This window comes from Ralstonia pickettii (assembly GCF_030582395.1).
GTDB classification, from domain to species: Bacteria; Pseudomonadota; Gammaproteobacteria; order Burkholderiales; family Burkholderiaceae; genus Ralstonia; species Ralstonia pickettii_D.
Genome location: NZ_CP104381.1, coordinates 810753 through 835701, shown reverse-complemented (window position 1 = coordinate 835701; position 24949 = coordinate 810753). Strand labels below are relative to the sequence as shown.

The window sequence follows — 24949 nt, the reverse complement described above, 5'->3', positions numbered from 1 at the left end:
GGTATAGGGAATAAAAAAAACCGCCACGTGAGCGGCGGTTTCAGCACATCTTAAAGAGCGTTCTGGCGATGCTGCTGCCCGCGGACAAAAAGTCACACGCAGTCTGATTCTTTGCAGGACTGACAGATCAGGCTGGCTGCTTCAGCAGCCACTGGCAGTAACGTTCCACGCCTTCCTGCACGGTCAGGAACGGCGTCGCGTAGCCTGCCGCCCGCAGGCGGGACTGGTCAGCCTGCGTGAAACACTGGTATTTGCCGCGCAATGCATCGGGAAATTTGACGTACTCGATGAGACCTTCCTGAGCCAACTCTTCGGTGGAAAGTGCCGGCTTGCCTTCTGCTGCGCGCAACGTGTTCACGACCGTCGTGGCGATATCGTTGAACGGCTGTGCGCGGCCCGTACCGAGATTGAAGATGCCCGACTTGTCCGGATTGTCGAAGAAGAACAGGTTGACCTTCACCACATCTTCCACCGACACAAAATCGCGCATCTGGCCGCCTTGCGGGTAGCCGTTGTACTCGCCGAACAGCTTGACGGTACCTTCTGCGCGGAACTGGTTGAAGTTGTGGAACGCCACCGACGCCATGCGCCCCTTGTGCTGCTCGCGCGGGCCGTAGACGTTGAAGTACCGGAAGCCGACGATCTGTGACAGCGCGGTCGGCATGACACGACGCACGATCTGGTCGAACAGCAGCTTGGAGTAGCCGTACACATTGAGCGGCCGCTCGAACTGGGGCTCTTCGCGGAACGTTTCCGACGCGCCGTACGTGGCTGCCGACGAGGCGTAGAGGAACTGCACGCCTTGGTCCAAACACGCGCGCATCACCGCCAGCGAGTAGCGGTAATTGTTGTCCATCATGTAGCGGCCGTCGGTCTCCATGGTGTCGGAGCAGGCGCCTTCATGGAAGATCGCACGGACCTTGCCGAACTCGCCGCGCGCAAAGCGCTCGACAAAATCGGTCTTGTCCAGGTAATCGCTGATCTGGCAGTCGACGATGTTCTTGAACTTGTCGGCCCGCGTGAGGTTGTCGACAGCGATGATGTCGGTCTCGCCGCGCTCGTTCAGGCCCTTGACGATGTTGGCGCCGATAAAGCCGGCAGCGCCGGTGACAATGATGGTCATGATCCGTTGATCAGGTGATCAGTTGAAGAGTTCTGCGTGCGTGACGACAGCCGTACCCAGCTTGCCGACCACGATGCCGCCTGCGCGATTCGCGTACTGAACCGCTTCCTTGATGTTGGCGCCCGCACCCAGCAGCGTGGCCAGCGTGGCGATGACGGTATCGCCCGCGCCCGAAACATCGAACACCTCGCGCGCCTGCGCCGACACGTGGAGCACTTCGTGCTCGGTATAAAGCGTCATACCTTCTTCCGAGCGCGTGAGCAGAAGTGCCTCGAGCTGCAACTCACGGCGCAGATTCTGTGCGCGGATGGTGAGGTCCTGCTCTGACTTCCACGAGCCGACCACCTGACGCATTTCAGCCCGGTTGGGCGTGATCATGGTCGCGCCCTTGTAGCGCGAATAGTCGTCGCCCTTCGGGTCGACCAGCACGCGGCGCCCCGCCTGGCGCGATGTCTCGATCATCTTGCCGACGTGCGTGAGACCGCCCTTGCCGTAGTCGGACAGCACCACCACGTCATGCTGCGGCACCAGCGTACTGAAACGATCGAGCACCGACATCAGCACTTCGTGCGTGGGCGCATTCTCAAAATCAACGCGAATCAATTGCTGCTGACGTGCGAGCACGCGCAGCTTGATGGTCGTGTTGACCGCCGGATCCCGATGGAGATGGCCGGTGACGTGGCTCTCGCCGAGCAGCGTTTCGATGCTGCGACCCGGCTCGTCGTCGCCGATCACACCAAGCATGGCTGCCTGCGCACCGAGCGCCGCCACGTTGCGGGCCACATTGGCCGCACCGCCAAGACGTTCATCCTGGCGCTTGATCTGCACAACGGGCACCGGAGCTTCCGGTGAAATCCGATCGACGTCTCCAAACCAGTAGCGGTCGAGCATCATGTCGCCGACCACGAGGATGCGGGCGGCGTAAATCTGTTCGGAAGCGAGCGTGGTCATGGGTCTTGGCGTCGGCAGCGGCCGGTGGATCTCGGTGATTACGATTGGGTAGAGCGTCCGATGGCCTGGTATTCAAAGCCCGCATCGCGCATGGCTTGCGGCTCGAACAGGTTGCGGCCGTCGAACACCATCGGCGTCTTCAACAGGGCCTTCACGGCATTGAAGTCCGGGCTGCGGAACGCCTTCCATTCGGTCACGATGACCAGAGCGTCCGCATCCTTGAGCGCGTCCATCTGACCGGCGCAGAACGTCACGCGTTCCAGTTGTTCGGCAGAAAGATCGAGCCCCAGCGCGTGGCGGGCTTCTTCCATCGCAACCGGGTCATACACTTGCACGCGCGCGCCACGGGCCAGCAGCGCGGCAATCAGAATGCGGCTTGGAGCCTCGCGCATGTCATCGGTGTTCGGCTTGAACGCCAGGCCCCAAATGGCGAATGTGCGCCCGGTCAGGTCGGCACCCAAGCGATCTTCGATCTTGCCGACCAGCACTTCCTTCTGCTTGTCGTTGACGGCTTCGACGGCTTCGAGCACATGCAGCGTCTGACCGTACTCCTGTGCCGTGCGCACCAGCGCCTGCACGTCCTTCGGGAAACACGAACCGCCGTAGCCGGTGCCAGCGTAGAGGAAGCTGTAGCCGATACGCGGGTCAGAGCCGATGCCAAGGCGAACGAGCTCGATGTCTGCGCCCACCTTGTCCGCCAGATTGGCCATCTCGTTCATGAACGAAATGCGCGTGGCGAGCATTGAATTGGCGGCGTATTTAGTGAACTCGGCGGAGCGCACGTCCATGTAGAACGTCCGCTCGTGGTTGCGGTTGAACGGCGCGTAAAGCGTGCGCATGATCGCCTTCGCGCGCAGGCCATCGGCGTCGCCATAGGTGCCGAGCACGATACGGTCGGGGCGCATGAAGTCGTCCACCGCCGCGCCTTCCTTGAGGAATTCCGGATTCGATACCACAGAGAAGCCGATGTCCGACTTACCGCGCGTTGCCAGCACTTCGCCCACCGCGGCACGCACCTTGTCGCCCGTTCCCACCGGCACCGTCGATTTGTCGACGATCACCTTGAAGCCCGTCATGTGCTGGGCAATGTTGCGGGCAGCCGCGAGCACGTATTTCAGGTCGGCCGAACCGTCTTCATCGGGCGGCGTGCCCACAGCGATGAACTGCACGTCGCCGTGTGCCACGCTGGCAGCCACATCGGTCGAAAACTGGATGCGGCCAGCCGCGCGGTTGCGCTCGATCAGCTCTTTCAGACCGGGTTCGTAGATGGGCACGCCGCCGGCGTTGAGCAGGTCGATCTTCTTCTGGTCGACGTCGAGGCAGAACACATCGTTGCCCAGCTCCGCCAGACACGCGCCGGTGACCAGACCGACATAACCGCTACCGATGATGGTGATTTTCATACGAACACTTGAAGATTAAAAAAGCGCCTGCGCGGTCGCCGCAAATACACCGCGCCGGACTGAATTACATGCTGGCGCCACCGCTGCCGCCGAGCGTTTCGGTACGGCGCGGGGCATACGTCTCCCAGCGGTTGCAGCCGGGGCATTGCCAATAAAACAGACGCGCGCGGAAACCGCACTCCTGGCAGGTGTAGCGCGCCAAGTTGCGCGTTCGACTTTGCAGCAAATCGCGAATGGCGCCGAGATCCTGCGCGCGCTGGATGTCGGCATTACTCCCCGCTTCCACCGGGTCCGCCAGCGCACTCTCGGCGACGTCGACCGTGACCGGCGCTTCATGACCAACGGCTTCAGACGCGCGCGTCGCTTCGGCTTCCACCAGTCGAGTCAATGCCATCAACGAAGGCTGACGGCGGATCTGGTCGCGCATCAGTGCCACGGCATCATCGATACCGTGTACGTCCAATTCGTATTTGTAGACCGTATCGAGCAATTCAGGGCCCAGTCGGGCGTCCATCTTCGATCGCAACCAGGCAAGCCCCTCGGCGGCGCGGCCAAGCTGCGTGTACGCCTTCATCAGACGCTCTGCCACCAACGGCAAGAAGGCCGCGTTCTGCTGTTCGATGCTGCGCCAACGCTTGATGGCGCCCTCGATATCACCCTGCCCTTGTGCAACGTCGCCCAATTGAATGGTGGCGCGCACGTTCTTCGGGTTCTCTTGCAGGGCGCGCTCGAGCCATTCGACGGCGGTCGGCACGTCTTTGCGCTGCAGCGCTTCCTGCGCCACCTCACAGCAGAACTGTGCGATCTGCACGGCGTAATCCTTGCCTTGCAGCTTCTGCAGCTCGCGTGCGGCGTCAATGGCCTTGCGCCATTCCTTCTCGACTTCGTATAGCTCAAGCAGCACGCGCTTGGCCGGCTCAGCAAATGTGCCGTCCATCAACATGCGCAGGGATTCTTCGGCACGATCCAGCAGCCCCGCACGCAGAAAATCCTGCCCCAGTTCAAATAACGCGTGATCGCGCTCGTGGGGCGGTAGATCAGGGCGGTTCACAAGGTTCTGGTGAACGCGGATGGCGCGTTCGGTTTCGCCCCGCCGACGGAACAGGCTGCCGAGCGCAAAGTGCAGTTCCGTGGTCTCGGGATCCAGCCGTGCAACTTCAATGAAGGCGTCGATGGCCTTGTCCGGCTGCTCGTTGAGCAGAAAATTCAAGCCCTTGAAATATGAGCGAGGCAGCGACGATTGTTCGGTACGCAACTGGCGGGCATCGAGCCGGGCGGCCACCCAGCCCAAGCCAAACACCAGGGGGATGGCCAACAGCCACCAGAGATCAAAATCCATGCGTCAGACCTTGGGGCCGGGAACGTGATACGGAGAATCGACAACGACCGGCGGCTGCGCCTCGGCGCGCTCTTCGTCCTTCTTCATGCGACCGATCTGGCGACGCAGACGGCTCGCCGTGAGGCGATGCCGCATCACACGCGGTGCCATTGCCAACATGGCCAGCAAGATGCCGGCGACAAAGAACACCAGCGCGATCAGGATCAACGGTGCATGCCAGACCACGCCAAACGGCAACGCGAGCGAGACTTCCGTCGTGTTGTGGAGTGCCAGCACGAAGAGCAGCACAAACAACAGGATGCGGATGGCCCAGACGAGAAATTTCATGCGGATTCAAAAACGAGCGGCGGTGCAGCTGCAGGATGCGACGCAATTGGCGGCACGATTGCCGGGATGTGCCGCATTGTAGCGGATTCATATGGCGGCCAGCCACGCGGCGAGTGGCAGCACACAGGCATTGCCGGAATAAAAAACGCCCCGACAAGCGGGGCGTTCCTGAAACAACCAAGTGTCACCTGGCTCAACGCGACATGGCCAGCGGCACCGACCCATCTACCGGAAAACCGGCAGTCTGACGGCTGCTGTCAACCTGTCGGCCAGCCTTTACAGCCGCAAGCGACACAGCAGGCTCGCCCTCCGAAGAAGGCTCGCCTTGTCGCTCCAAACTGCGGTCGACCCGTTCTCGCAATTCCTTGCCGGCCTTGAAGTGCGGCACCCGTTTCTCAGGGACCAGCACCTTCTCGCCGGATTTGGGATTGCGACCGACTCGGGGCGGACGACGATTCAGACCGAAACTCCCGAACCCGCGGATCTCGATGCGGTGCCCGTCCGCCAGCGCGTCAGACATTGCATCGAGGATCGTCTTGACCGCGATGTCCGCATCCCGCAGCAGCAGCTGCGGAAAGCGGGCGGCCAGCTTTTCCACGAGTTCGGACTTGGTCATGGGCATCTTGCGCGCGTCCTCGTCGTTCTTTAGGGTCGACCCGGTGGATGCTTACTGGTTGGTTTCGTTCAGCTTGGCCTTCAGCAGCGCGCCGAGGTTCGTGGTACCAGCTGCGCCGGTATCCGCCGAGAACTTCTGCATCGCTTCCTGTTGGTCGGCGCTGTCCTTCGCCTTGATGGAGACGTTGATGTTGCGCGACTTGCGATCGATGTTGACGATCATCGCGGTCATCGTTTCCCCTTCCTTCAGCACGTTGCGGGCGTCTTCCACGCGGTCGCTCGAGATTTCCGAGGCACGCAGGTAGCCTTCCACGTCGTCAGCCAGCTGCACAACGGCGCCCTTCGGATCAACGGTCTTGATCGTAACCTGCACGATCGAACCCTTGTCGTTGGTCGACACGAAGTTGTTGAACGGGTCGCCCGACAGTTGCTTGATACCCAGCGAGATGCGCTCCTTGTCGACGTCGATGGCCAGCACCACGGCTTCCACTTCGTCGCCCTTCTTGTACTTGCGAACGGCTTCTTCGCCAGTCTCTTGCCACGACAGGTCCGACAGGTGCACCAGGCCGTCGATGCCGCCCGGCAGACCGATGAACACGCCGAAGTCAGTGATCGACTTGATCTGGCCGGCCAGCTTGTCGCCCTTCTTGTGGTTGCGAGCGAAATCGTCCCACGGGTTGGCCTTGCACTGCTTCATGCCCAGGCTGATACGACGCTTGTCTTCGTCGATGTCCAGGACCATGACTTCCACTTCGTCGCCCAGCTGGACAACCTTGGACGGAGCAACGTTCTTGTTGGTCCAGTCCATTTCCGACACGTGCACCAGACCTTCGATGCCGGCTTCGATCTCAACGAACGCGCCGTAGTCGGTCAGGTTGGTCACCTTGCCGAACAGGCGGGTGCCTTGCGGGTAGCGGCGCGAGATGCCGACCCACGGATCTTCGCCCAGTTGCTTGACGCCCAGCGAGACGCGGTTCTTCTCTTGGTCGAACTTGAGGATCTTGGCGGTGATTTCCTGGCCAACCGACAGCACTTCGCTCGGGTGACGCACACGACGCCATGCCAGGTCGGTGATGTGCAGCAGACCGTCAATGCCACCCAGATCCACGAACGCGCCGTAGTCGGTGATGTTCTTGACGATACCGTTGACGATTGCACCTTCCTTGAGCGTTTCCATCAGCTTCTGACGCTCTTCGCCCAGCGTGGCTTCAACCACGGCACGGCGCGACAGCACAACGTTGTTGCGCTTGCGATCCAGCTTGATGACCTTGAATTCGAGGGTCTTGCCTTCGTACGGCGTGGTGTCCTTGATCGGACGCACGTCGACGAGCGAACCCGGCAGGAATGCACGAATACCGTTGACCATGACGGTCAGGCCGCCCTTGACCTTGCCAGTCACCGTACCGGAGATGATCTCGCCGGATTCCAGTGCCTTCTCAAGGTTCAGCCACGAAGCCAGACGCTTGGCCTTGTCGCGCGACAGGATCGTGTCGCCGTAGCCGTTTTCCAGCGCGTCGATTGCGACCGAAACGTAGTCGCCGACTTGCACTTCCAGCTCGCCCTGATCGTTCAGGAATTCTTCGACCGGAACAAAAGCTTCAGACTTCAGGCCCGCGTTCACAACGACGAAGTTGTGGTCGATACGCACAACTTCCGCAGAGATCACTTCGCCAGCCTTCATATTGGACTTGGCGATCGACTCTTCGAACAGGGCGGCAAAAGATTCGTTAGTTTGGGACATAAAAAATGGACATCCGCAGAACATGCCTCGCATTGCTTTCGCACAGAATGGGCGAAGACACGCATGCGGGGTTATAAGTTGAACAACCGCCGGCAGCGACATGCCGCCGGCACCAAACGAACCAGCCCAGCCGAGTCAGTTTGCCTTGTTGGCGCCCTGCACCTGCCGGTACCAGTCCAGTACCTGCGCGACAACTTCATCGACCGTCATGTCGGACGAATCCAGTTGCCGCGCATCTTGCGCTGGGCGCAGCGGCGCGACACTGCGGGTGCGATCCCGCAAATCACGCGCCTCCAAGTCCTGCGAAAGACTTTCAACTGTAGCAGAAAAACCCTTTGCAATCAATTGTTTATAGCGCCGCTCGGCGCGTGCCTGCACGCTTGCCGTCAGGAACACCTTGAGCACCGCTTCCGGAAAAACCACGGTGCCCATGTCCCGGCCGTCGGCCACGAGACCGGGGGCTTCCAAGAAGGCCCGCTGACGTGCGTGGAGCGCCTCACGCACCGCGCCATGCACGGCGATGGCCGAAGCCTGGTTGCCAACCGACTCATGGCGTAACGCCAAGCTCACATCTTCACCCTTGAGCCAGATGTGATCCGCCTTGAAGCGCACATCCAGCTCGCGAGCAATGCGCACAAGACTATCGACGTCGTGGTCATCAATGTTCTCGCGCATGCTGGCGAGGGCCACCAGGCGATATAGCGACCCGCTGTCCAGCAGGTGGAAACCAAGCAGATCAGCAACTTGGTGGGCGACCGTGCCCTTGCCGGATGCGGTCGGGCCGTCGATGGTGATGACCGGATACGGCATGGAAGCAGCGGTGTCGGACATGATGAAAATGCAGGCGGTTAATTGCGCTTCAAGCGGTGATGCCGCTGAAGGCCGTGAAATATTCCGGGAACGTCTTGCCGACGCAGCGCGGGTCGTTGATCCGCACCGGCACCGGGCCGAACGCCGCCAACGAGAAGGCCATCGCCATACGATGGTCATCGTAGGTGTCGATGCCACCGGCCGGCGGCGTCCATTGCGACGGAGGCGTCACGCGAATGTAGTCTGCGCCCTCCTCCACCGCGGCGCCGAGCTTGCGCAGTTCGGTGGCCATGGCGCTCAGGCGGTCGGTTTCCTTGACGCGCCAGCTCGCGATATTCGTCAGCGTGGTCGTGCCGTCGGCAAACAGCGCAGCCACTGCCAGCGTCATTGCCGCATCTGGAATGTGGTTGCAATCCAACTCGACGGCGTGCAACTTGCCGTCGTCGCGCTCAACACCGCGCACTTCGATCCAGTTGCCGCCGGCCATCACGTTGGCGCCCATGCGGTTCAGCGCGTCGGCAAAGCGGACGTCGCCCTGAATGCTCGACATGCCAACGCCCTCCACACGCACCGGCCCGCCGCCCAGCGCGCCGGCCGCAAGGAAGTACGACGCCGACGAGGCATCGCCTTCCACAAAGATCTCGCCCGGCGCTTTGTAGGCCACGCCGGTCGGCACCGTGAACGACGCCCAGCCGTCACGCGCGACCTGCACGCCGAAGCGCGCCATCAGATTCAGCGTGATCTCGATGTACGGCTTGGAAATCAACTCCCCCACCACTTCGATGGTGACGTTGCCGGCGGACTCCACCAGCGGCAACGCCATCAGCAATGCCGTCAGGAACTGGCTCGACACATCGCCGCGCACGCGAATCGGCGCGTCGATCTTGACTGGCGCGGCGTGGATTGCCAGCGGCGGATAGCCCTCGTTGCCCGTGTAGTCGATGTGCGCACCGACTTGGCGCAGGCCGTCGACCAAGTCGCCGATCGGCCGTTCGTGCATGCGCGGCACGCCGTGCAGCGTGTACTCGCCACCTTGCAGCGCCAGCGCGGCCGTCAGCGGACGGATGGCTGTGCCAGCGTTGCCCATGAACAGATCGGCCGACTTGTTCGGGAAGCGGCCGCCGGTGCCGGTGACGCGATATGCGTTGTCGCCCAGGCCTTCGACCGCGACGCCCAGCTTGCACAGCGCATCGAGCATGACACGCGTGTCGTCAGAGTCGAGCAAGTCGCGCACCACGGTTTCGCCCTGCGCGAGTGCGGCGAGCAGCAGAACACGATTGGAGATGCTCTTCGAGCCCGGCAGCTTGATGGTGCCGCGCGCCGTCTTCAGCGGGCCGACGTCGAGATGTTCCATGAATCCACTCAGTTCAAAACAAAACGTTATTCGGATTGCGGGCCGGTGGCACTTGCCGCTGCCACGCGTTGCGGCCATGCCAAACGCGCCTCGCTGGCACGGCGGAACACCCGCTCGAGCGACGCGCCGTCTTGCTCTGCAATCATCGTCTTCAAACGGCCGATCACGGCTTCATACGTTGTCAGTTCCCGCAGCAAGGCATCCCGATTCGATAAGCAGATGTCACGCCACATTTCCGGCGATGATGCAGCGATGCGCGTGAAATCGCGGAAACCGCCGCCTGCAAAATCCAGCTTGAGCGACGCATCTTCGGCATTGATGATCTGCGCGACCAGCGCGTACGACAGCACGTGCGGCAGGTGGCTGACCGCAGCGAACACGGCGTCGTGCTGCACGGCCGACATGATGTGGCAATAGGCGCCCGCCGCTTCCCACATCGCCTGCACACGGGCGATATCGCTGCGACGGTTTTCCTGCAGAGGGCATAGCACGGTCTTTCTGCCGACATAGAGATCGGCCAGCGCTGCCTCCACACCGTTCAGCTCTCGGCCGGCAATCGGATGCGCCGGCACGAACTGGCTGACTTGATCGCCCAGCGCCGTCTTGGCGGCCATGATGACGTCGGATTTGGTGCTGCCGGCATCCGTCACGATGGTGTCCGGGCCCAGATGCGGCTGCATGGCGAGCAGAAGCGGCAGCGTCTGCGCGACGGGTGCGCACAGCACCACCATGTCGGCGCCGCGCACGGCCTCTTCCATCGGCAACGCTTCGTCGATCACGCCCAGGCGGATCGCGGCCTCAAGCGACGCAGCCGATCGGCCGACGCCCACGACATGCCCCACCACCCCGGCGCGACGCAAGCCGAGCGCCAGCGAACCACCGATCAAGCCGACCCCGACAATCACCAACCGGGAACTGGAAAAAGAAGAGGCCACAACACCGCCCTGCCAGAAAAAAGCAAAGCGGCATTGTAGCCCGATGTGCAGGGCGCCCGATGCCTGAGACCGTGCGCCGCGGCGGTTGCGAAGGAAGTTACGCGGCCGCTTTTTCCTGCGCCAGCGCCGCCTCTAGTGCGCCGATGAACGTGGCGTTCTCTTCCGGCAAGCCGATGCTGATGCGCAGCCATTGCGGCAAGCCATAGTTGCCGACTGGACGCACGATCACACCTTGCTTGAGCAATGCAATGTTCACGCGCGCACCGGCGCCCGCGTCATCGCCCACGCGCACCAGCACAAAGTTGCCCGCTGACGGCACGTACTGCAAACCCAGCCGATCAAACGCGTCCGTCAGTTGCACGTAGCCGGCGGCGTTCAGTTCAGCCGATTGGCGCAGAAATTCCGCGTCGTTGAGCGCTGCCACCGCCGCTGCTTGCGCCAGGCTGTTGACGTTGAACGGCTGGCGGATGCGATTAAGCAGATCGGTCAATTGCGGTTGCGCAATACCGTAGCCCACACGCAAGCCGGCCAGCCCGTACGCCTTGGAGAACGTGCGCGACACCAGCAGGTTCGGGTATTGGCGGACCCACGCGGTGGAGTCGTACTGCTGCTCCGGCTTCAGAAATTCGTTGTACGCCTCGTCCAGCACGACAACCACCGTCGGCGGCACCTTTGCCAGGAACGTCGCAATCGCATCGGCCGGCAGGAACGTGCCGGTCGGGTTGTTCGGGTTGGCGATGTAGATCAGGCGGGTGTCCGGCGTGATTGCAGCGGCCATCGCGTCAAGATCGTGGCCGTAATCGCGGGCCGGCACCTCGATGGCACGCGCGCCCACCTCCTGCGCGGCCAGCGCATACACGGCAAACGAGTGCTGCGCATACATCACAGCCTGCCCCGGCGACACCAGCGCGCGAGCGGCCAGTTCGAGGATGTCATTGCTGCCGTTGCCGAGCGTGATCCATGTTTCCGGCACGCCAAACTTGGCATGCAGCGCGGCCTTCAGGCTGAAGCCGTTGGCATCCGGATAGCGCGCCAGTTCATCAATTGCCGAGGCCATCGCGTTCTTGGCTGACTGCGCCATGCCCAGCGGGTTTTCGTTGGACGCCAGCTTGACGATGCGTGCGGCATCCAACCCGAACTCGCGTGCCACCTCGGAAATCGGCTTGCCGGCCACGTAGGGGGCGATGGCGCGGACATACTCGGGGCCGAACTGCAAAGACATGGGGTGCTCCTCCGTTATCGACGCTCTGCCCATGCAGAGCGCCTTGAATCCCTCAATGTGCCGAGGGATAGGACCCCAACACTTTGAAATACGCTGCGTCGTGACGCAGTTTTTCCAGCGCGCGCGCGACTTGCGGGTCACGCTGATGACCTTCCACGTCGACGTAGAAGTAGTACTCCCACGCGCCGCTGCGTGCCGGACGCGACTCGAAGCGGCACATTGACACGCCGTTCTCCGCCAACGGCGCCAGCAACTTGTAGACAGCCCCAGCCTCGTTCGGCACCGACAAGATCAGCGATGTCTGATCGCGCCCGCTCGGCTCGGTCTCGTAGTTGCCGATCACGACAAAGCGCGTGCGGTTGTGCGGATCGTCTTCCACATTGGCCCGCACCACGTGCAGGCCGTAGCGGTTGGCCGCCTGCACGCTTGCCAGCGCAGCAATGGTTTCGTCCTCGCCCGCCATGCGCGCGGCCTCGGCGTTGCTTGACACAGCCTCGCGCGGGAGATTCGGATAGTTCGTGTTCAACCACCGTTGACACTGGGCCAATGCCTGCGCATGCGCACGCACCACCTTCACTTGCGACATGTCGCCCGTCTTGTGCAGCAAGTTATGGTGCACGCGCAGCGCGATCTCGCCGCTGATCTTCAGCGACGTCTGCAAGAACAGGTCGAGCGTGCGCGACACCACGCCTTCCGTCGAATTTTCGACCGGCACCACGCCGCAATCGACCGTGCCGGACTCCGCCGCACGAAACACTTCGTCGATGCTCGGGCACGGCATCGGCTGGATCTCGTGTCCGAAATGCGCGATCACCGCCTGCTCCGAAAACGTGCCCGCCGGGCCGAGGTAACCGATCCGCAGCGCCTGTTCCAGGCCACGGCACGCCGACATCACCTCGCGCCAGATGGCGGCGATGCTTTCGTCGTGCAGCGGCCCCGGATTGCCCGACTGCATCTTGCGGATGACCTGCAGTTCGCGATCCGGCCGGAACGCCGGCGACGAATAGCGCTTTTTCACCTCGCCCACTTCCTGCGCCACCTTGGCGCGATCGGAGAGGAGCGAAAGAAGCTGGTTATCGATGGCGTCGATCTGCGTGCGCAACGGCGCAAGCTCCGCCGCCAATGCAGCGTCCTTGTTTTGCTTCGTATCGTCTGACTGACTGGTCATTGTAGGAATCGGGTTCGGCAACGGATTGCAAATTGCCGCGCGAAGCGGGCGTTTCGCGCAATGTTCTGCCGTGATTGAGGGTGGGCCTTACGCCGACACTCGTTCAAACTCACGCATGAAGTCGACCAGCGCCTCCACACCTTCCAGCGGCATCGCGTTATAGATGCTCGCTCGCATGCCGCCCACGGACTTGTGGCCCTTGAGCTGCACCAACCCGCGCTCGCGCGCCTGTGTGAGGAACGCCTCGTTGCGGGATTCGTCGTTGAGGAAGAACGGCACATTCATGCGCGACCGGCACGTCGGATGAATCTCATTGCGGTAGAAGCTGCTGGCATCGATAAAGTCGTACAGCATCTTCGACTTGATGATGTTGCGCGTTTCCAGCGCCTCAACCCCGCCCTGGCGCTTGATCCACTGGAACACAAGCCCCGCGATGTAGATGGCGTAAGTGGGCGGCGTGTTGTACATCGAGCCGTTCTCGGCCACGAGGCGCCAGTTGAACGCCGACGGGCATAGCGGGTGCGCATGACCCAGAAGGTCCTTGCGGACAATGGCGATCGTCAGGCCGGCAGGACCGATGTTTTTCTGCGCGCCGCCGTACAGGACCTGGTAGCCGTTCCAGTCGATCGGCCGGGAAAGGATGTGGCTCGACACATCAGACACCACCACACGCCCATGTGCCTGACCGACGTCAGGCGTCTCCTGATATTCAACGCCCACAATGGTCTCGTTCGTGCACAGGTGCACGTAGGCCGCGTCAGAAGACAGCTTCCAGCTCGACACATCCGGAATCTTGTGGAAGCGTTCAGCCTCGCTGGTGGCGGCGATGTTCACCTCGCCGTACTTGCGTGCTTCCTGTTGCGACTTGATCGACCACGTGCCGGTGACGATGTAGTCGGCCTTCGGTGCATCGGCCGACAGGCGCCGCATCAGGTTCAGCGGCACGATCGCGTTTTCGGCGATGGCACCGCCTTGCAGGAAAAGGATTTCGTAGTTGTCCGGCACGGCCAACAACTGGCGCAAATCGCTGAACGCCGCTGCCAGGATGCTTTCAAACTCGCGGCCGCGATGACTCATCTCCATCACGCTCATGCCGCTGCCGTGCCAGGAGACCATCTCGTCCTTCGCCTGCTCCAGCACCTCGACCGGCAACACTGCCGGCCCCGCCGAAAAGTTGTACACACGCGCCTGGCTGGCTTGAAGTGCTCGGTCCGCTTGGTTCATAGGGCGAAGGGCAAAAGAAAAATGGCTGTCCGGGCGCAAACCCAAACAGCCATTATCTACCAACTGACAGCGCTAAGGGGGTGCCCCCCCGTTTGCCTGCCTACGCCGGCCAATTACTTCGAAGCGGCGGCAACTTCCTTGTCAGCCATGTCGCGCATCTTCTTGCCGACCTGCGGACCGTACTTTTGCATCACGTTGCCCCACACTTCCTGCATGGCCTTGCCTTGGTTGGCCATGAACTTCTGGCCGCTAGGCGTCTTCAGGAATGCAGTGAGATCCTTGATTTCCTGGGTCGAGTAGTACTTACCCAGCGAATCATAGTGGGCTTGCAGAGCGTCTTTGCGGAAGGCTTCGGTGTCGAAGTCCTTGCCAGCGCCGTCGGTCATGCGCTGCACGGCGCCGTTCTTCTTCAGCTTGTCGACAGCGGCTTGCTTTTGCTTGTCATTCAGAGTCTTGTTCTCGACCAGTGCCTGCTCCAGCACCAGCGGGGCTTCCTGCTTTGCGCCGTTGGCCAACACTTCACCTTGACCCTTGATGGCCGCGTCGACGTTCATCGTCGTCAGCAAGTCCTTGATGGCTGCCGTCTTGTCAGCGTCGGCTGCCTGCGCGAACGCGAACAGCGGAGCGAAACCGGCCACCACGATCAGATGTTTGAGTTTGAGACTCTTGTGCATTGTTGCTCCCTTGAGATAAGCGTTGCGTTTAGGCCGGGCGAGTGACGCAAAAGTTCCAAGCCCTTGCCGCGCACAGGCCGGCATCATGACAGAACTGCGCGCAACGGCAAGCAAAAGATGTTTCCAATTATGTCTCGGTGCTGTCATCCGCCTGTGCATCTGCGCCCGAGGCGGCATCGGTCGCATCGGCGCCCTCAGCACCATCTGCACCTTCAGCGTCGGACTCCATCACACGTTGCAGCCCGGACAGCTTGTTGCCTTCACCCACCGAGATGAGCGTGACACCCTGCGTGGCCCGACCCATTTCACGGATCTCGTCCACACGCGTGCGGATCAGCACGCCCCCCGTCGTGATCAACATGATTTCGTCTTCCGGCGCCACCAGCGCCGCTGCCACGACCTTGCCATTACGCTCGGAGGTCTGGATGGCGATCATGCCCTTCGTGCCGCGGCCATGCCGGGTGTATTCGGAGATTGGCGTGCGCTTACCGTAGCCGTTTTCAGTGGCGGTCAGCACGCTGCCGGCGCCGGATTGGGACCCTTCGCCCGCGGTTTCTGCCGGCGCGACCAACATGGCAATCACCTGCTGGTTCTCTTCCAGATTCATACCGCGCACGCCGCGCGCCTGGCGACCCATCGGGCGCACGTCGTTTTCATCGAAGCGCACGGCCTTGCCCGCGTCGGAGAACAGCATCACATCATGCTGACCATCGGTAATGTCCGCGCCGATCAGGAAATCGCCCTCGTCCAGATCCACCGCGATAATGCCGGCCTTGCGCGGATTCGAGAACTCGGTCAGCGCCGTCTTCTTGACCGTCCCCTTGGAGGTGGCCATAAAGACGAAGTGCTGCTCGTCGAACTGCTTCACCGGCAGGATCACGTTGATCTTCTCGCCCGGCGACAGCGGGAACATATTGACGATCGGACGGCCGCGCGAATTGCGGCTGCCTTGCGGCACTTCCCAAACCTTCAGCCAGTACAGGCGGCCACGGTTCGAGAAGCACAAGATGTAGTCATGGGTGTTGGCGACGAAGAGCGTGTCGATCCAGTCGTCTTCCTTCGTTGCCGCAGCCTGCTTGCCGCGGCCGCCACGCTTTTGCGCCCGGTACTCGGAAATCGGCTGGCTCTTCATGTAGCCGCTGTGGGACAGCGTCACCACCAGATCTTGCGGCGTAATGAGGTCTTCTGTATCCAACTCGGTCGCATTGTGCTCGATCTGCGAGCGACGCTCATCGCCGAATTCCGCGCGGATCGCGGTCAGTTCCTCGACGATGATGGCGGTAATACGTTCCGGCCGCGCCAGGATATCCAGCAGATCGGCGATCTGCGCCATCACTTCACGATATTCCTGAACGATCTTGTCCTGCTCGAGCCCGGTGAGGCGTTGCAAGCGCATCTGCAGGATTTCCTGCGCTTGCGTGTCCGACAGCTTGTACAGGCCATCGCCCTGCATACCGAAAGCGGGCAGCAGACCTTCCGGCCGATACGCGGCGCCACCGCCAGACGTTTCGCTCTCTGCCCGAACAAGCATGTCCCGCACGAGCCCCGAATCCCAGCTGCGGCTCATCAACTCTGCCTTCGCGACCGGCGGGGTCGGCGCGGCCTTGATGATGGCGATGAACTCGTCGATGTTGGCAAGCGCAACAGCCAGACCTTCCAGGATGTGACCACGCTCGCGCGCCTTGCGCAGGTCGAACACGGTGCGACGCGTCACCACCTCGCGGCGATGCAGCAGGAAGCACTCCAGCATCTGGCGCAGGTTTAGCAGGCGCGGCTGGCCGTCGACCAGCGCCACCATGTTCATGCCGAACGTGTCTTGCAGCTGGGTATTCTTGTAGAGGTTGTTGAGCACAACCTCCGGCACCTCGCCGCGCTTGAGTTCGATCACCACGCGCATGCCGGACTTGTCCGACTCGTCGCGAATGTCGGAAATGCCTTCGATACGCTTTTCGGTGACCAGCTCAGCAATACGCTCCAGCAGCGTGCGCTTGTTAACTTGATACGGCAGTTCGTCGACGATGATCGCCTGGCGCTGGCCGCGGTCGATATCTTCAAAGTGCGTCTTGGCGCGCATCACCACACGGCCGCGGCCGGTGCGATAGCCTTCACGCACACCCGAAATGCCGTAGATGATGCCCGCCGTCGGGAAGTCCGGCGCCGGGATCAGTTCAATCAACTCGTCGACCGTCGCTTCCGGGTTGCGCAGCAAGTGCAAGCAGCCATCGACCACCTCATTGAGGTTGTGCGGCGGAATGTTCGTTGCCATCCCCACCGCAATCCCGGACGAGCCATTGATCAGCAAGTTGGGAATGCGCGCTGGCAGAACGGACGGTTCAGTTTCGGAGCCGTCGTAGTTCGGCTCGAAATTGACGGTTTCCTTGTCGAGGTCGGCCAGCAGTTCGTGGGCGATCTTCGAGAGGCGGATTTCGGTGTAACGCATCGCCGCCGCGTTGTCGCCGTCGACGGAGCCGAAGTTGCCTTGGCCGTCGACCAGCATGTAGCGCAGCGAGAAGTTCTGCGCCATCCGCACGATGGTGTCGTATACAGCAGTGTCGCCGTGGGGGTGGTACTTACCGATCACATCCCCGACGATACGAGCGGACTTCTTATAGGGGCGATTCCAGTCGTTGTTCAGCTCGTGCATCGAATAAAGCGCACGGCGATGCACCGGCTTGAGACCATCCCGCACATCGGGAAGCGCGCGGCCCACGATCACGCTCATGGCGTAAGCGAGGTACGAACTACGCATTTCTTCTTCGAGCGATACCGGGAGTGTCTCTTTGGCGAATTGATCCATTGGGCGAACGGTGGGAGGTCCCTAGTGAGCACAGCGACGCGCACCACAGGACGCTGCGGTTGCGCGAATAACAGAACATTTTACCATGCCGCAAGCCCCCTCCCCTCATGCGCGCGAGCGACGCATCGGCAACCCCGGGCACGTTCCCTGCGAGGGAGGGCAAAACCGGCGAGCCAATCCCCATAAGGGTTTGCGAGCCATTTCCTGCCTTGTTGCGTACACACCACAAGGCCATGGCGCCCCGTTCGAATCGCTTATATTTGCTTTTTAGGAGTGCGTGCTTGTGGCACAATCCCCCAGCGAAGAGGCAGACATTGTTCGAAGTGGAGCCTTCACCACACCGAGAATGTTATACTCCGAAGAATGTATGACTTGTTTTCGTCCCATCTGCTCGCAGTCTTCTGCGGTGATCTCATCCTGAGAGGAGAAATATGAAAAAATTTGCCAAGCTCGCGTTCGCTGCAGCTGCGGTAGCCATGGCTGCGTCCGCTTACGCTCAGTCGGTGCCCTACGAAAAGAAGGCCGTCAACGACAACTGGGGTAACGGCACGAGCGAGTGGGTCTGGAAGAACGGCACGAACGAACTGTGCTGGCGCAATGGCTTCTGGACGCCGGCAACCGCCAACGCACAATGCGACGGCGCTCTGGCTCCGGCTGCTGCTCCGACGGCTGCTCCGGCCGCTCCGGCTGCTCCGGTTGTGTCGAGCGAGAAGGTTACGTTCGCTGCTGACACCCTGTTCGATTTCGACAAGGCGGTGCTGAAGCCGGAAGGCAAGGCTAAGCTGGACGACCTGGTCTCGAAGCTGCAAGGCATCAACCTGGAAGTCGTGATCGCCGTTGGCCACACCGACTCGTTCGGTTCGGACAAGTACAACGACCGCCTGTCGGTCCGTCGTGCTGAAGCCGTCAAGGGCTACCTGGTCAGCAAGGGCATCGAAGCCAACCGTGTCTACACGGAAGGCAAGGGCAAGCGCCAGCTGAAGGTTGATCCGAAGTCGTGCAAGGGCGCTCGCAAGGCACAAATCGCCTGCCAGCAACCGAACCGCCGCGTGGACGTCGAAGTGGTCGGCACCCGCAAGGCTCAGTAAGTCGGTTCACACCGGGAAAAAGCCCAGCGAAAGCTGGGCTTTTTTTTTCGTCCATAAGTCTGCGGATCTTCCTCGTCTGGTTTACTGCGGGATGGGCATTAAAAAAGCGATGACGCCAAATGCGCCATCGCTTTTTTGCTTTTGGGGCATCCGGCGCCCCTTTCTCACAACTGCCCCTCTTACTAATAAGAAGGTGTCGCCTGATCGTTGGCGACCATGGCGCGATCGCCAACACGCAGGTTGTTCGGATTCCGCTGCGTCACGGTCGCGACGCGGCCATCGTCCAGGCGCACGCTGATGCGGTACACGGTTTGCCCACCGGCGCCGGCGCGCTGTTCAACCTGGTTGCCTGCATAAGCGCCAAGCGCTGCGCCGCCAATGGTCGCAACGGTGTTGCCCGTACCCCCGCCCACTTGGTGACCGAGGATACCGCCGGCCACACCACCGATAATCGTGCCCAAGATGCCCGGGCTATTGGCCGGGGCTTGCATCGGCTGGATCGATTCCACGCGGCCATAAAGAGCGCCCGTTTGCTGCGGCTGCCCGCCATAAGCCGGTTGCTGGCCATAGGCCGGCTGTTGTGCATACCCACCGTTATAGCCACCGCCGTAACCCGGCGCGGCACAACCTGCCAGCACCGTGAGGCCAGCAACACCCAGTCCTATCAGAATGTGTTTGGATTTCATTGATCTCTCCTTGAGCGAAGGTGACAGTTGGAGGAATTGCATGCGCGTTTGTTCACGTCTGTTTCAATGTGAAACCTTTTCGCAGACCCGCTATTTGGTCGGGGCCTCGCTTTTTGGTACATTTCCTCACCTAGCCGATATGCCCTGGCGCAGCGCAACATGACGACCACTCACGCGAACGCCGATCCCGGCGAACTCGAAAAATTCAGCGAACTTGCTCACCGCTGGTGGGATCCGAACAGCGAGTTCAAACCCCTGCACGAAATCAATCCGCTGCGGCTTGACTGGATTCAGTCGATCGCCCCGCTGGCCGGCAAACGCGTCGTCGACGTGGGCTGCGGCGGCGGCATCCTCTCAGAGAGCATGGCGCGTGCCGGGGCCATCGTCAAAGGCATCGATCTCTCCCGCAAAGCATTGCGTGTTGCCGACCTGCATAGCCTTGAGGCCGGCGTTACCGTCGATTACGAGGAGATCGCCGCAGAAGCGTTGGCCGCACGCGAGCCGGGCAGCTTCGATGTCGTCACTTGCATGGAAATGCTCGAACATGTGCCTGATCCAGCATCGGTTGTGCGCGCTTGCGCGACGCTGGTCAAACCGGGTGGATACGTCTTTTTCTCCACCATCCACCGGAATGCCAAGGCGTATCTGCTAGCCGTCATTGGCGCGGAATACGTCCTCAACATGCTGCCGCGCGGCACGCATGATTACGCTAAGTTCATCCGCCCGTCAGAGCTGAGCGCGTTCGTACGCGCGGCCGGCCTTCAGGCGCAAGAGTTGCGCGGGCTGGAATACAACCCCATCACCGCCCGCTACGCTCTTACGCGGGACACGAGCGTCAACTACCTGATGGCGACGCGCCGTCCGGTCGAGGCATGACGGCGCGCCGGTTTCCCGATCCGCTGGGCGCGGTGCTGTTCGATCTGGACGGCACGCTGGCTGACACGGCTCCCGATTTGGCCGCGGCGGCCAACAAGGTGCGCACTGACCGCGGCCTCGAGCCGGTCGACTACGAAGCGCTTCGCCCGGTGGCCTCGCATGGTGCGCGCGGGCTGATTGGCGTGGCCTTCGGCGTTGGGCCGGGGGACGAGGAGTTCGAAACGCTGCGACTCGCATTTCTCGCCAACTACGAGGCGGAAATCTGCGTGCGTACACAGCTGTTTCCGGGCATGGCAGACGTGCTGGCCGAACTGGGCCGTGCCGGTATTCCCTGGGGGATCGTCACCAACAAGTCGGGCCGACTGACGGTACCGTTGGTTGCACAGTTGCCGTTGCCGGTGCCGCCGGCGTGCGTCGTTGCGGGCGACACTACGCCGCACGCCAAGCCCCACCCTGCCCCGCTGCTGCATGCGGCCGACTCCATCGGCGTCGATGCACGGCAGATCGTCTACGTGGGCGACGACCTTCGCGACATTGAAGCCGGCCGCGCCGCCGGCATGCCTACCATTGCGGCCAGTTACGGCTATTGTGGTAATGGACCATCGCCCGTGGAATGGCGCGCCGATGCGCTGATTGCCAGCGCGGCCGAGCTGATTCCGCTGCTGCTCGAATCGAAACGCGCGTGACCACGATGCTCAGGTGAAGGCCTGGGCGCCGCACTTTTCAGGACCGCTGCCTCCCATCGGGGACGTGGCGGTCGACCGACTGACGAAGTAGGCCACGCTATGGCCGCCGACACCAGCATGAGTACCTCCCCCGATTCGCGCCCTGAACTGCAATCAAATACCCACGGCTGGCGCGCACGGCTTGAACGCGTGCGCGGCACGGCCGGCTGGCAACGCGTGGCGCGAGTCGGTACATCCCGGCGCACCAAGCGCATTGGGATCGGCGTACTGGTCTTCCTGGTGGTGTTCGGCTTGCTCGGCGCCTTCGGCGGCCCGCCACTGCTGCGCCACGTAGCTCAAACCCAGCTCAGCAAGCTGCTGGAACGGCCGGTTTCGGTGGGCAAGATCAGCATCAACCCATACACGCTGCGGCTTGATGTCGACCAGTTCCACGTGACCGAGCGCGACGGAAAGACACCGTTCGTCGACGTTGGCCACCTGCATATGAACGCGTCGTGGAGTTCGATCTTCCGCCGCGCCCCTGTCATTGAAGAACTCAGCATTGACGCGCCCCACGTGCGCATCGTGCGCACTGCCGAGCAGCGCTTCAACTTCTCCGACATCGTCGACCGGCTAAGCCAGCCGGAGAACCCGCCCAAGCCGAAGTCGAACGAGCCGGCCCGTTTCGTCTTTGCCAATCTGCAGTTCGCCAACGGCGCTATCGATTTTGTTGACCAGCCACTCGGCACCCAGCACAAGGTCGATGGCCTGCAGATCGGCGTGCCGTTCCTGGCGAGCCTGCCAGCCGACGTGGACATCTTTGTGCAGCCGCTGCTGGCCGCGCGCATCGACGGCGCTCCGCTGCATTTTGCGGGCAAGACAAAGCCATTCGCCGATTCGCTTGAATCCAACCTCAACGTCAAGATCGATGGCTTGGATCTGCCTCGCTACCTCGGCTACGTGCCCGGCCCGCTTCCGGTGGGGGTGCCGCAAGGCAAGCTGACGACCGACCTGACGATCGACTTTCAAAAGCCGAAGAGCGGCGCGCCGATACTGCGCGTGCGTGGCACGACTGGCCTCGACAACCTGGAAGTGGTCGATGCCAACAAAGCACCGCTGGTGGCCGCAAGACAGGTGCGCGCAACGCTTGCCGATGTGCGTCCTCTGGACAACGTATTCCACTTCGATGCGCTGACGCTCGATGGCGTACGCGTCGATGCCACACGTGGCGCTGATGGCGCGGTCAATTTCGCGAAGCTCGGCGGCAAACCTGCGCCTGCCGACGCACAAGCAGCCAAGGCCGAGCCCGCACCAACCGCCAAACCGAAACCCTTCGATGTGGTGGTCAGCAAGCTGCAACTGATGAGCAGCACCGTTCATTGGCGTGACGCGGCTACGCAACCGGCCGCCGACCTGACGCTGGAAGACCTTCACGGCGATATTGGTGTGCGTACGCTGGGCGGCCCCACCACGCTGGATGTGGGCGCCAAGCTGGCGCAAGGCGGCGCGCTCCATATCAAGGGCAGCACGTCACTGGAGAAGCACACGGGCGAACTGGAACTGAAGCTGGACGGCGTGAAGCTGGCCGGCATCGGCCCGTATCTGCGCCAGGCGGGTGCCCCGCAATTGCAGAACGGCGCGCTGTCGGCCGACGGCAAGGTGGCACTCGACTTCGGGCCGGATAAATTCAACGTGCGTGCGGCACCGCTGACCGCAAGCCTGGCCGATCTGTCGCTGGCGCCCGCCTTGGGTAAGGACACCGCGCTGCGCGCCAAGCTGCTGCGCGCGGACGTCAAGAGCTTCGACCTGGGCGCACGCACCATCGCGCTCAACGAAGTGCGTGCCGACGGGCTGCAGATCGACGCACTGCGCAAGAAGGACGGTACAACCACGTTGACGCTGCTCGATGGTCCGCAACCGGTGGCGGGCAACCCGTCAGCGCCCGTCAAGTCCGACGCAAAGCAGAACGCCCCGGGGGAAAGGCCGTGGGCTGTGACTGTACAAACGCTCAAGCTGGACAACAGCGCTGTCGGCTTTGAAGACCAATCGAACTCGCGCCCGGTCAAGGTGCGCGTCGAACCGCTGAACGTGGTCGTGCAGAACGCATCGAACGATCTCAGCAAACCCGTCAACGTGCAGATTAACGCGGGCCTGGGCACGAAGGGCAAGCTCGATGTGCGCGGCCAAGTGGTGCCGCAGCCGCTGAAGGCGGACCTTTTCGTGAACTCGCAGAACCTATCGCTGGCGGGCTTCGATCCGTATCTGGACAAGACGCTGAATGCGGCGATTACGAGCGCGCTGCTATCGATGGACGGACGCCTGGTGCTCAACCAGGGCAAGGCGCTGACGGTCAACTACCAGGGCAACGCGACGTTGGGCAACGTGCGTCTGCAAGACCGCTTGAGTTCGGACGACTTCCTGCGCTGGCGTTCGCTCGCGCTCAACCGCATCCAGGCCAACTACGACGGCACCACGCCGCGTGTGCGGGTGGGCGCGGTGGCGCTGTCGACGTTCTACGCGCGGATCATCATCAATCCGAATGGACGCCTGAACCTGCAGGACATCCGCGTGCAGCCGACCGAGGAGCGACGCTCGCTAACGCAAAGCGAACCTGCATCGGCATCGGGCGCTGCAGCGTCCGCCTCGGCAGCCGCCCCCGTGGTGGCTTCGGCCCTGACTGCGGCACCCGCATCGGCCGTCACCGTCACAGCCACGGGCCCCACGCCCAAAGCCGGCGGCGCCGACCTTCGCGTTGATGCCATCACGCTGCAGGATGGCAACATCCGTTTCACAGATAACTTCGTCAAGCCGAACTACACCGCCAACCTGACCGCCATCGGAGGCTCGATCGGCACGATCAGCACGGCCTCCAGCCAGACACCCGCAGATGTGACGCTGCGGGGCAGTGTCGACGGCACGGCACCGGTGGACATCCACGGCAAGGTGAACCCGCTCGCCCCCACGGCCTTCGTGGACCTGACGGCCAAGGCCGACGGCGTGGAACTGACCAACCTCACGCCCTACTCCGCCAAATACGCCGGCTACCCAATCACCAAGGGCAAGCTGACGATGGATCTGCACTACCTGCTCGACCAGGGCAAGCTGACCGCCGATAACCACATCTTCATCGACCAGCTCACCTTCGGCGATCGCGTAGAAAGCAAAGATGCTACCAACCTGCCGGTGCGCCTTGCGGTGGCGCTGCTGAAGAATTCACGGGGCGAGATCGACGTGCGCGTGCCGGTATCTGGCTCGCTCGATGACCCACAGTTCAGCATCGGCGGCGTCATTTTGCGTGCATTCGTCAACCTCATCGCACGCGCCGTGACGGCACCGTTCTCGCTGCTGGCGAGCGCATTCGGCGGCAGCGGTGGCGAAGAACTCGGCTACATTGAATTCGATCCGGGCACATCAACCATCAGTCAGGCGTCGGTGGCAAAACTCGACAAGCTCGCCACCGCACTCAAGGACCGCCCTGCCCTGAAGGTCGACATCGTCGGTCGCGTCGATCCAGAATTCGACCGCGACGGCCTGCGCCGGGAGGCCGTGAACCGTCAGATTCGCGAACAGAAGCTCCAGGACGCCGGCGATGCTGCTGAGGCGGATACGACGGTCAAGCCAGAAGAAGAGAACAAGTACCTTGAACGTGCCTACAAGGCCGCCAAATTCCCGAAGCCGCGCAACGTGATCGGACTTGCCAAATCGTTGCCAGCCGACGAGATGCGCAAGTTGATGGAGACCAATGTGCAAGTGACGGATGCGGATCTGCGTGAACTCGCGCAGCGTCGCGCGAATGCGGTGCATGTTGCACTTGCTGAACGCGTGGATCCGGAGCGCCTCTTTGTTGTCGCCCCAAAACTCAGCGCAGAAGGCATCAAGGACAAGGGCAAGACGACGCGGGTTGATTTCTCGCTGAAGTAGCCCATCTATGGGATAATCGATACTTCCTTA

Annotated in this window: 20 protein-coding genes; 4 read left to right on the top strand and 16 right to left on the bottom strand. The window is 62.0% G+C overall.

Annotated features, from left to right (window positions below; genetic code table 11):
* Positions 1-127 precede the first annotated feature (127 nt).
* From rfaD to gyrA, 15 genes are all read right to left on the bottom strand, one after another.
* Complete coding sequence (rfaD, locus tag N5B55_RS03880; protein ID WP_154208204.1) at positions 128-1123, bottom strand: ADP-glyceromanno-heptose 6-epimerase; 996 nt, start codon at positions 1121-1123, stop codon at positions 128-130.
* Between the two features lie 18 nt (positions 1124-1141).
* Positions 1142-2074 carry a D-glycero-beta-D-manno-heptose-7-phosphate kinase gene (rfaE1, locus tag N5B55_RS03875; RefSeq protein ID WP_304539202.1) on the bottom strand — a complete coding sequence of 311 codons (933 nt, stop codon included), beginning with the start codon at positions 2072-2074 and terminating at the stop codon, positions 1142-1144.
* 38 nt (positions 2075-2112) lie between these two features.
* On the bottom strand, positions 2113-3477 hold the full coding sequence (locus tag N5B55_RS03870; protein WP_304539201.1) for a UDP-glucose dehydrogenase family protein: 1365 nt from the start codon (positions 3475-3477) through the stop codon (positions 2113-2115).
* A gap of 64 nt (positions 3478-3541) precedes the next feature.
* On the bottom strand, positions 3542-4816 hold the full coding sequence (gene lapB, locus N5B55_RS03865) for a lipopolysaccharide assembly protein LapB (protein WP_116574736.1): 1275 nt from the start codon (positions 4814-4816) through the stop codon (positions 3542-3544).
* A gap of 3 nt (positions 4817-4819) precedes the next feature.
* Positions 4820-5143, bottom strand: a complete 324-nt coding sequence (locus N5B55_RS03860) for a LapA family protein (protein WP_304539200.1) — start codon at positions 5141-5143, stop codon at positions 4820-4822.
* A gap of 193 nt (positions 5144-5336) precedes the next feature.
* Positions 5337-5765, bottom strand: a complete 429-nt coding sequence (locus N5B55_RS03855) for an integration host factor subunit beta (RefSeq protein ID WP_009238652.1) — start codon at positions 5763-5765, stop codon at positions 5337-5339.
* A gap of 45 nt (positions 5766-5810) precedes the next feature.
* Positions 5811-7499, bottom strand: coding sequence for a 30S ribosomal protein S1 (gene rpsA / locus N5B55_RS03850; protein WP_009238653.1), 1689 nt, complete (start codon positions 7497-7499; stop codon positions 5811-5813).
* 135 nt (positions 7500-7634) lie between these two features.
* Positions 7635-8330, bottom strand: coding sequence for a (d)CMP kinase (gene cmk / locus N5B55_RS03845; protein ID WP_304539199.1), 696 nt, complete (start codon positions 8328-8330; stop codon positions 7635-7637).
* 28 nt (positions 8331-8358) lie between these two features.
* Positions 8359-9663, bottom strand: coding sequence for a 3-phosphoshikimate 1-carboxyvinyltransferase (gene aroA / locus N5B55_RS03840; RefSeq protein WP_304539198.1), 1305 nt, complete (start codon positions 9661-9663; stop codon positions 8359-8361).
* A 26-nt stretch (positions 9664-9689) separates the two neighbouring features.
* Positions 9690-10598 (bottom strand): prephenate dehydrogenase, encoded by a 909-nt coding sequence (locus N5B55_RS03835; protein WP_304539197.1) that lies wholly within the window; start codon positions 10596-10598, stop codon positions 9690-9692.
* Positions 10599-10695: 97 nt separating this feature from the next.
* Positions 10696-11820: a histidinol-phosphate transaminase gene (gene hisC / locus N5B55_RS03830; RefSeq protein WP_304539196.1), complete on the bottom strand. Its 1125-nt coding sequence runs from the start codon at positions 11818-11820 to the stop codon at positions 10696-10698.
* A 52-nt stretch (positions 11821-11872) separates the two neighbouring features.
* Complete coding sequence (gene pheA / locus N5B55_RS03825; protein WP_065857234.1) at positions 11873-12988, bottom strand: prephenate dehydratase; 1116 nt, start codon at positions 12986-12988, stop codon at positions 11873-11875.
* Between the two features lie 87 nt (positions 12989-13075).
* Positions 13076-14212 (bottom strand): 3-phosphoserine/phosphohydroxythreonine transaminase, encoded by a 1137-nt coding sequence (gene serC / locus N5B55_RS03820; RefSeq protein ID WP_154208216.1) that lies wholly within the window; start codon positions 14210-14212, stop codon positions 13076-13078.
* 113 nt (positions 14213-14325) lie between these two features.
* Positions 14326-14886 (bottom strand): DUF2059 domain-containing protein, encoded by a 561-nt coding sequence (locus tag N5B55_RS03815; protein WP_065857230.1) that lies wholly within the window; start codon positions 14884-14886, stop codon positions 14326-14328.
* Between the two features lie 127 nt (positions 14887-15013).
* Complete coding sequence (gene gyrA, locus N5B55_RS03810; RefSeq protein WP_154208218.1) at positions 15014-17683, bottom strand: DNA gyrase subunit A; 2670 nt, start codon at positions 17681-17683, stop codon at positions 15014-15016.
* A gap of 431 nt (positions 17684-18114) precedes the next feature.
* On the opposite strand from gyrA, the gene ompA reads away from it, so the two are divergent.
* Positions 18115-18771, top strand: coding sequence for an outer membrane protein OmpA (gene ompA / locus N5B55_RS03805; protein ID WP_065857225.1), 657 nt, complete (start codon positions 18115-18117; stop codon positions 18769-18771).
* 182 nt (positions 18772-18953) lie between these two features.
* Here ompA and N5B55_RS03800 read toward each other — a convergent pair whose 3' ends face one another.
* Positions 18954-19457 (bottom strand): glycine zipper 2TM domain-containing protein, encoded by a 504-nt coding sequence (locus N5B55_RS03800; protein ID WP_065857223.1) that lies wholly within the window; start codon positions 19455-19457, stop codon positions 18954-18956.
* A 159-nt stretch (positions 19458-19616) separates the two neighbouring features.
* Here N5B55_RS03800 and ubiG point away from each other — a divergent pair, with 159 nt between their 5' ends.
* The 3 genes from ubiG (at position 19617) to N5B55_RS03785 (ending at position 24919) form a co-directional block, all read left to right on the top strand.
* Entirely contained in the window at positions 19617-20333 is a 717-nt protein-coding gene (gene ubiG / locus N5B55_RS03795; protein WP_304539195.1) for a bifunctional 2-polyprenyl-6-hydroxyphenol methylase/3-demethylubiquinol 3-O-methyltransferase UbiG, read from the top strand.
* Complete coding sequence (locus tag N5B55_RS03790) at positions 20330-21019, top strand: HAD-IA family hydrolase (protein WP_154208222.1); 690 nt, start codon at positions 20330-20332, stop codon at positions 21017-21019. The genes ubiG and N5B55_RS03790 overlap by 4 nt, the downstream gene beginning before the upstream one ends.
* 117 nt (positions 21020-21136) lie before the next feature.
* Positions 21137-24919, top strand: a complete 3783-nt coding sequence (locus N5B55_RS03785; protein ID WP_304539194.1) for a DUF748 domain-containing protein — start codon at positions 21137-21139, stop codon at positions 24917-24919.
* Positions 24920-24949: the final 30 nt, after the last annotated feature.

Bases quoted from the DNA above. Each gene is read 5' to 3' on its own strand.
- pheA (WP_065857234.1), bottom strand. From the start codon at position 12,988: ATGACCAGTCAGTCAGACGATACGAAGCAAAACAAGGACGCTGCATTG.
- N5B55_RS03790 (WP_154208222.1), top strand. From the start codon at position 20,330: ATGACGGCGCGCCGGTTTCCCGATCCGCTGGGCGCGGTGCTGTTCGAT.
- N5B55_RS03855 (WP_009238652.1), bottom strand. From the start codon at position 5,765: ATGCCCATGACCAAGTCCGAACTCGTGGAAAAGCTGGCCGCCCGCTTT.
- rpsA (WP_009238653.1), bottom strand. From the start codon at position 7,499: ATGTCCCAAACTAACGAATCTTTTGCCGCCCTGTTCGAAGAGTCGATC.
- N5B55_RS03860 (WP_304539200.1), bottom strand. From the start codon at position 5,143: ATGAAATTTCTCGTCTGGGCCATCCGCATCCTGTTGTTTGTGCTGCTC.
- N5B55_RS03870 (WP_304539201.1), bottom strand. From the start codon at position 3,477: ATGAAAATCACCATCATCGGTAGCGGTTATGTCGGTCTGGTCACCGGC.
- gyrA (WP_154208218.1), bottom strand. From the start codon at position 17,683: ATGGATCAATTCGCCAAAGAGACACTCCCGGTATCGCTCGAAGAAGAA.
- N5B55_RS03815 (WP_065857230.1), bottom strand. From the start codon at position 14,886: ATGCACAAGAGTCTCAAACTCAAACATCTGATCGTGGTGGCCGGTTTC.
- aroA (WP_304539198.1), bottom strand. From the start codon at position 9,663: ATGGAACATCTCGACGTCGGCCCGCTGAAGACGGCGCGCGGCACCATC.
- N5B55_RS03800 (WP_065857223.1), bottom strand. From the start codon at position 19,457: ATGAAATCCAAACACATTCTGATAGGACTGGGTGTTGCTGGCCTCACG.
- ubiG (WP_304539195.1), top strand. From the start codon at position 19,617: ATGACGACCACTCACGCGAACGCCGATCCCGGCGAACTCGAAAAATTC.
- N5B55_RS03785 (WP_304539194.1), top strand. From the start codon at position 21,137: ATGAGTACCTCCCCCGATTCGCGCCCTGAACTGCAATCAAATACCCAC.
- rfaD (WP_154208204.1), bottom strand. From the start codon at position 1,123: ATGACCATCATTGTCACCGGCGCTGCCGGCTTTATCGGCGCCAACATC.
- lapB (WP_116574736.1), bottom strand. From the start codon at position 4,816: ATGGATTTTGATCTCTGGTGGCTGTTGGCCATCCCCCTGGTGTTTGGC.
- rfaE1 (WP_304539202.1), bottom strand. From the start codon at position 2,074: ATGACCACGCTCGCTTCCGAACAGATTTACGCCGCCCGCATCCTCGTG.
- serC (WP_154208216.1), bottom strand. From the start codon at position 14,212: ATGAACCAAGCGGACCGAGCACTTCAAGCCAGCCAGGCGCGTGTGTAC.
- hisC (WP_304539196.1), bottom strand. From the start codon at position 11,820: ATGTCTTTGCAGTTCGGCCCCGAGTATGTCCGCGCCATCGCCCCCTAC.
- cmk (WP_304539199.1), bottom strand. From the start codon at position 8,330: ATGTCCGACACCGCTGCTTCCATGCCGTATCCGGTCATCACCATCGAC.
- ompA (WP_065857225.1), top strand. From the start codon at position 18,115: ATGAAAAAATTTGCCAAGCTCGCGTTCGCTGCAGCTGCGGTAGCCATG.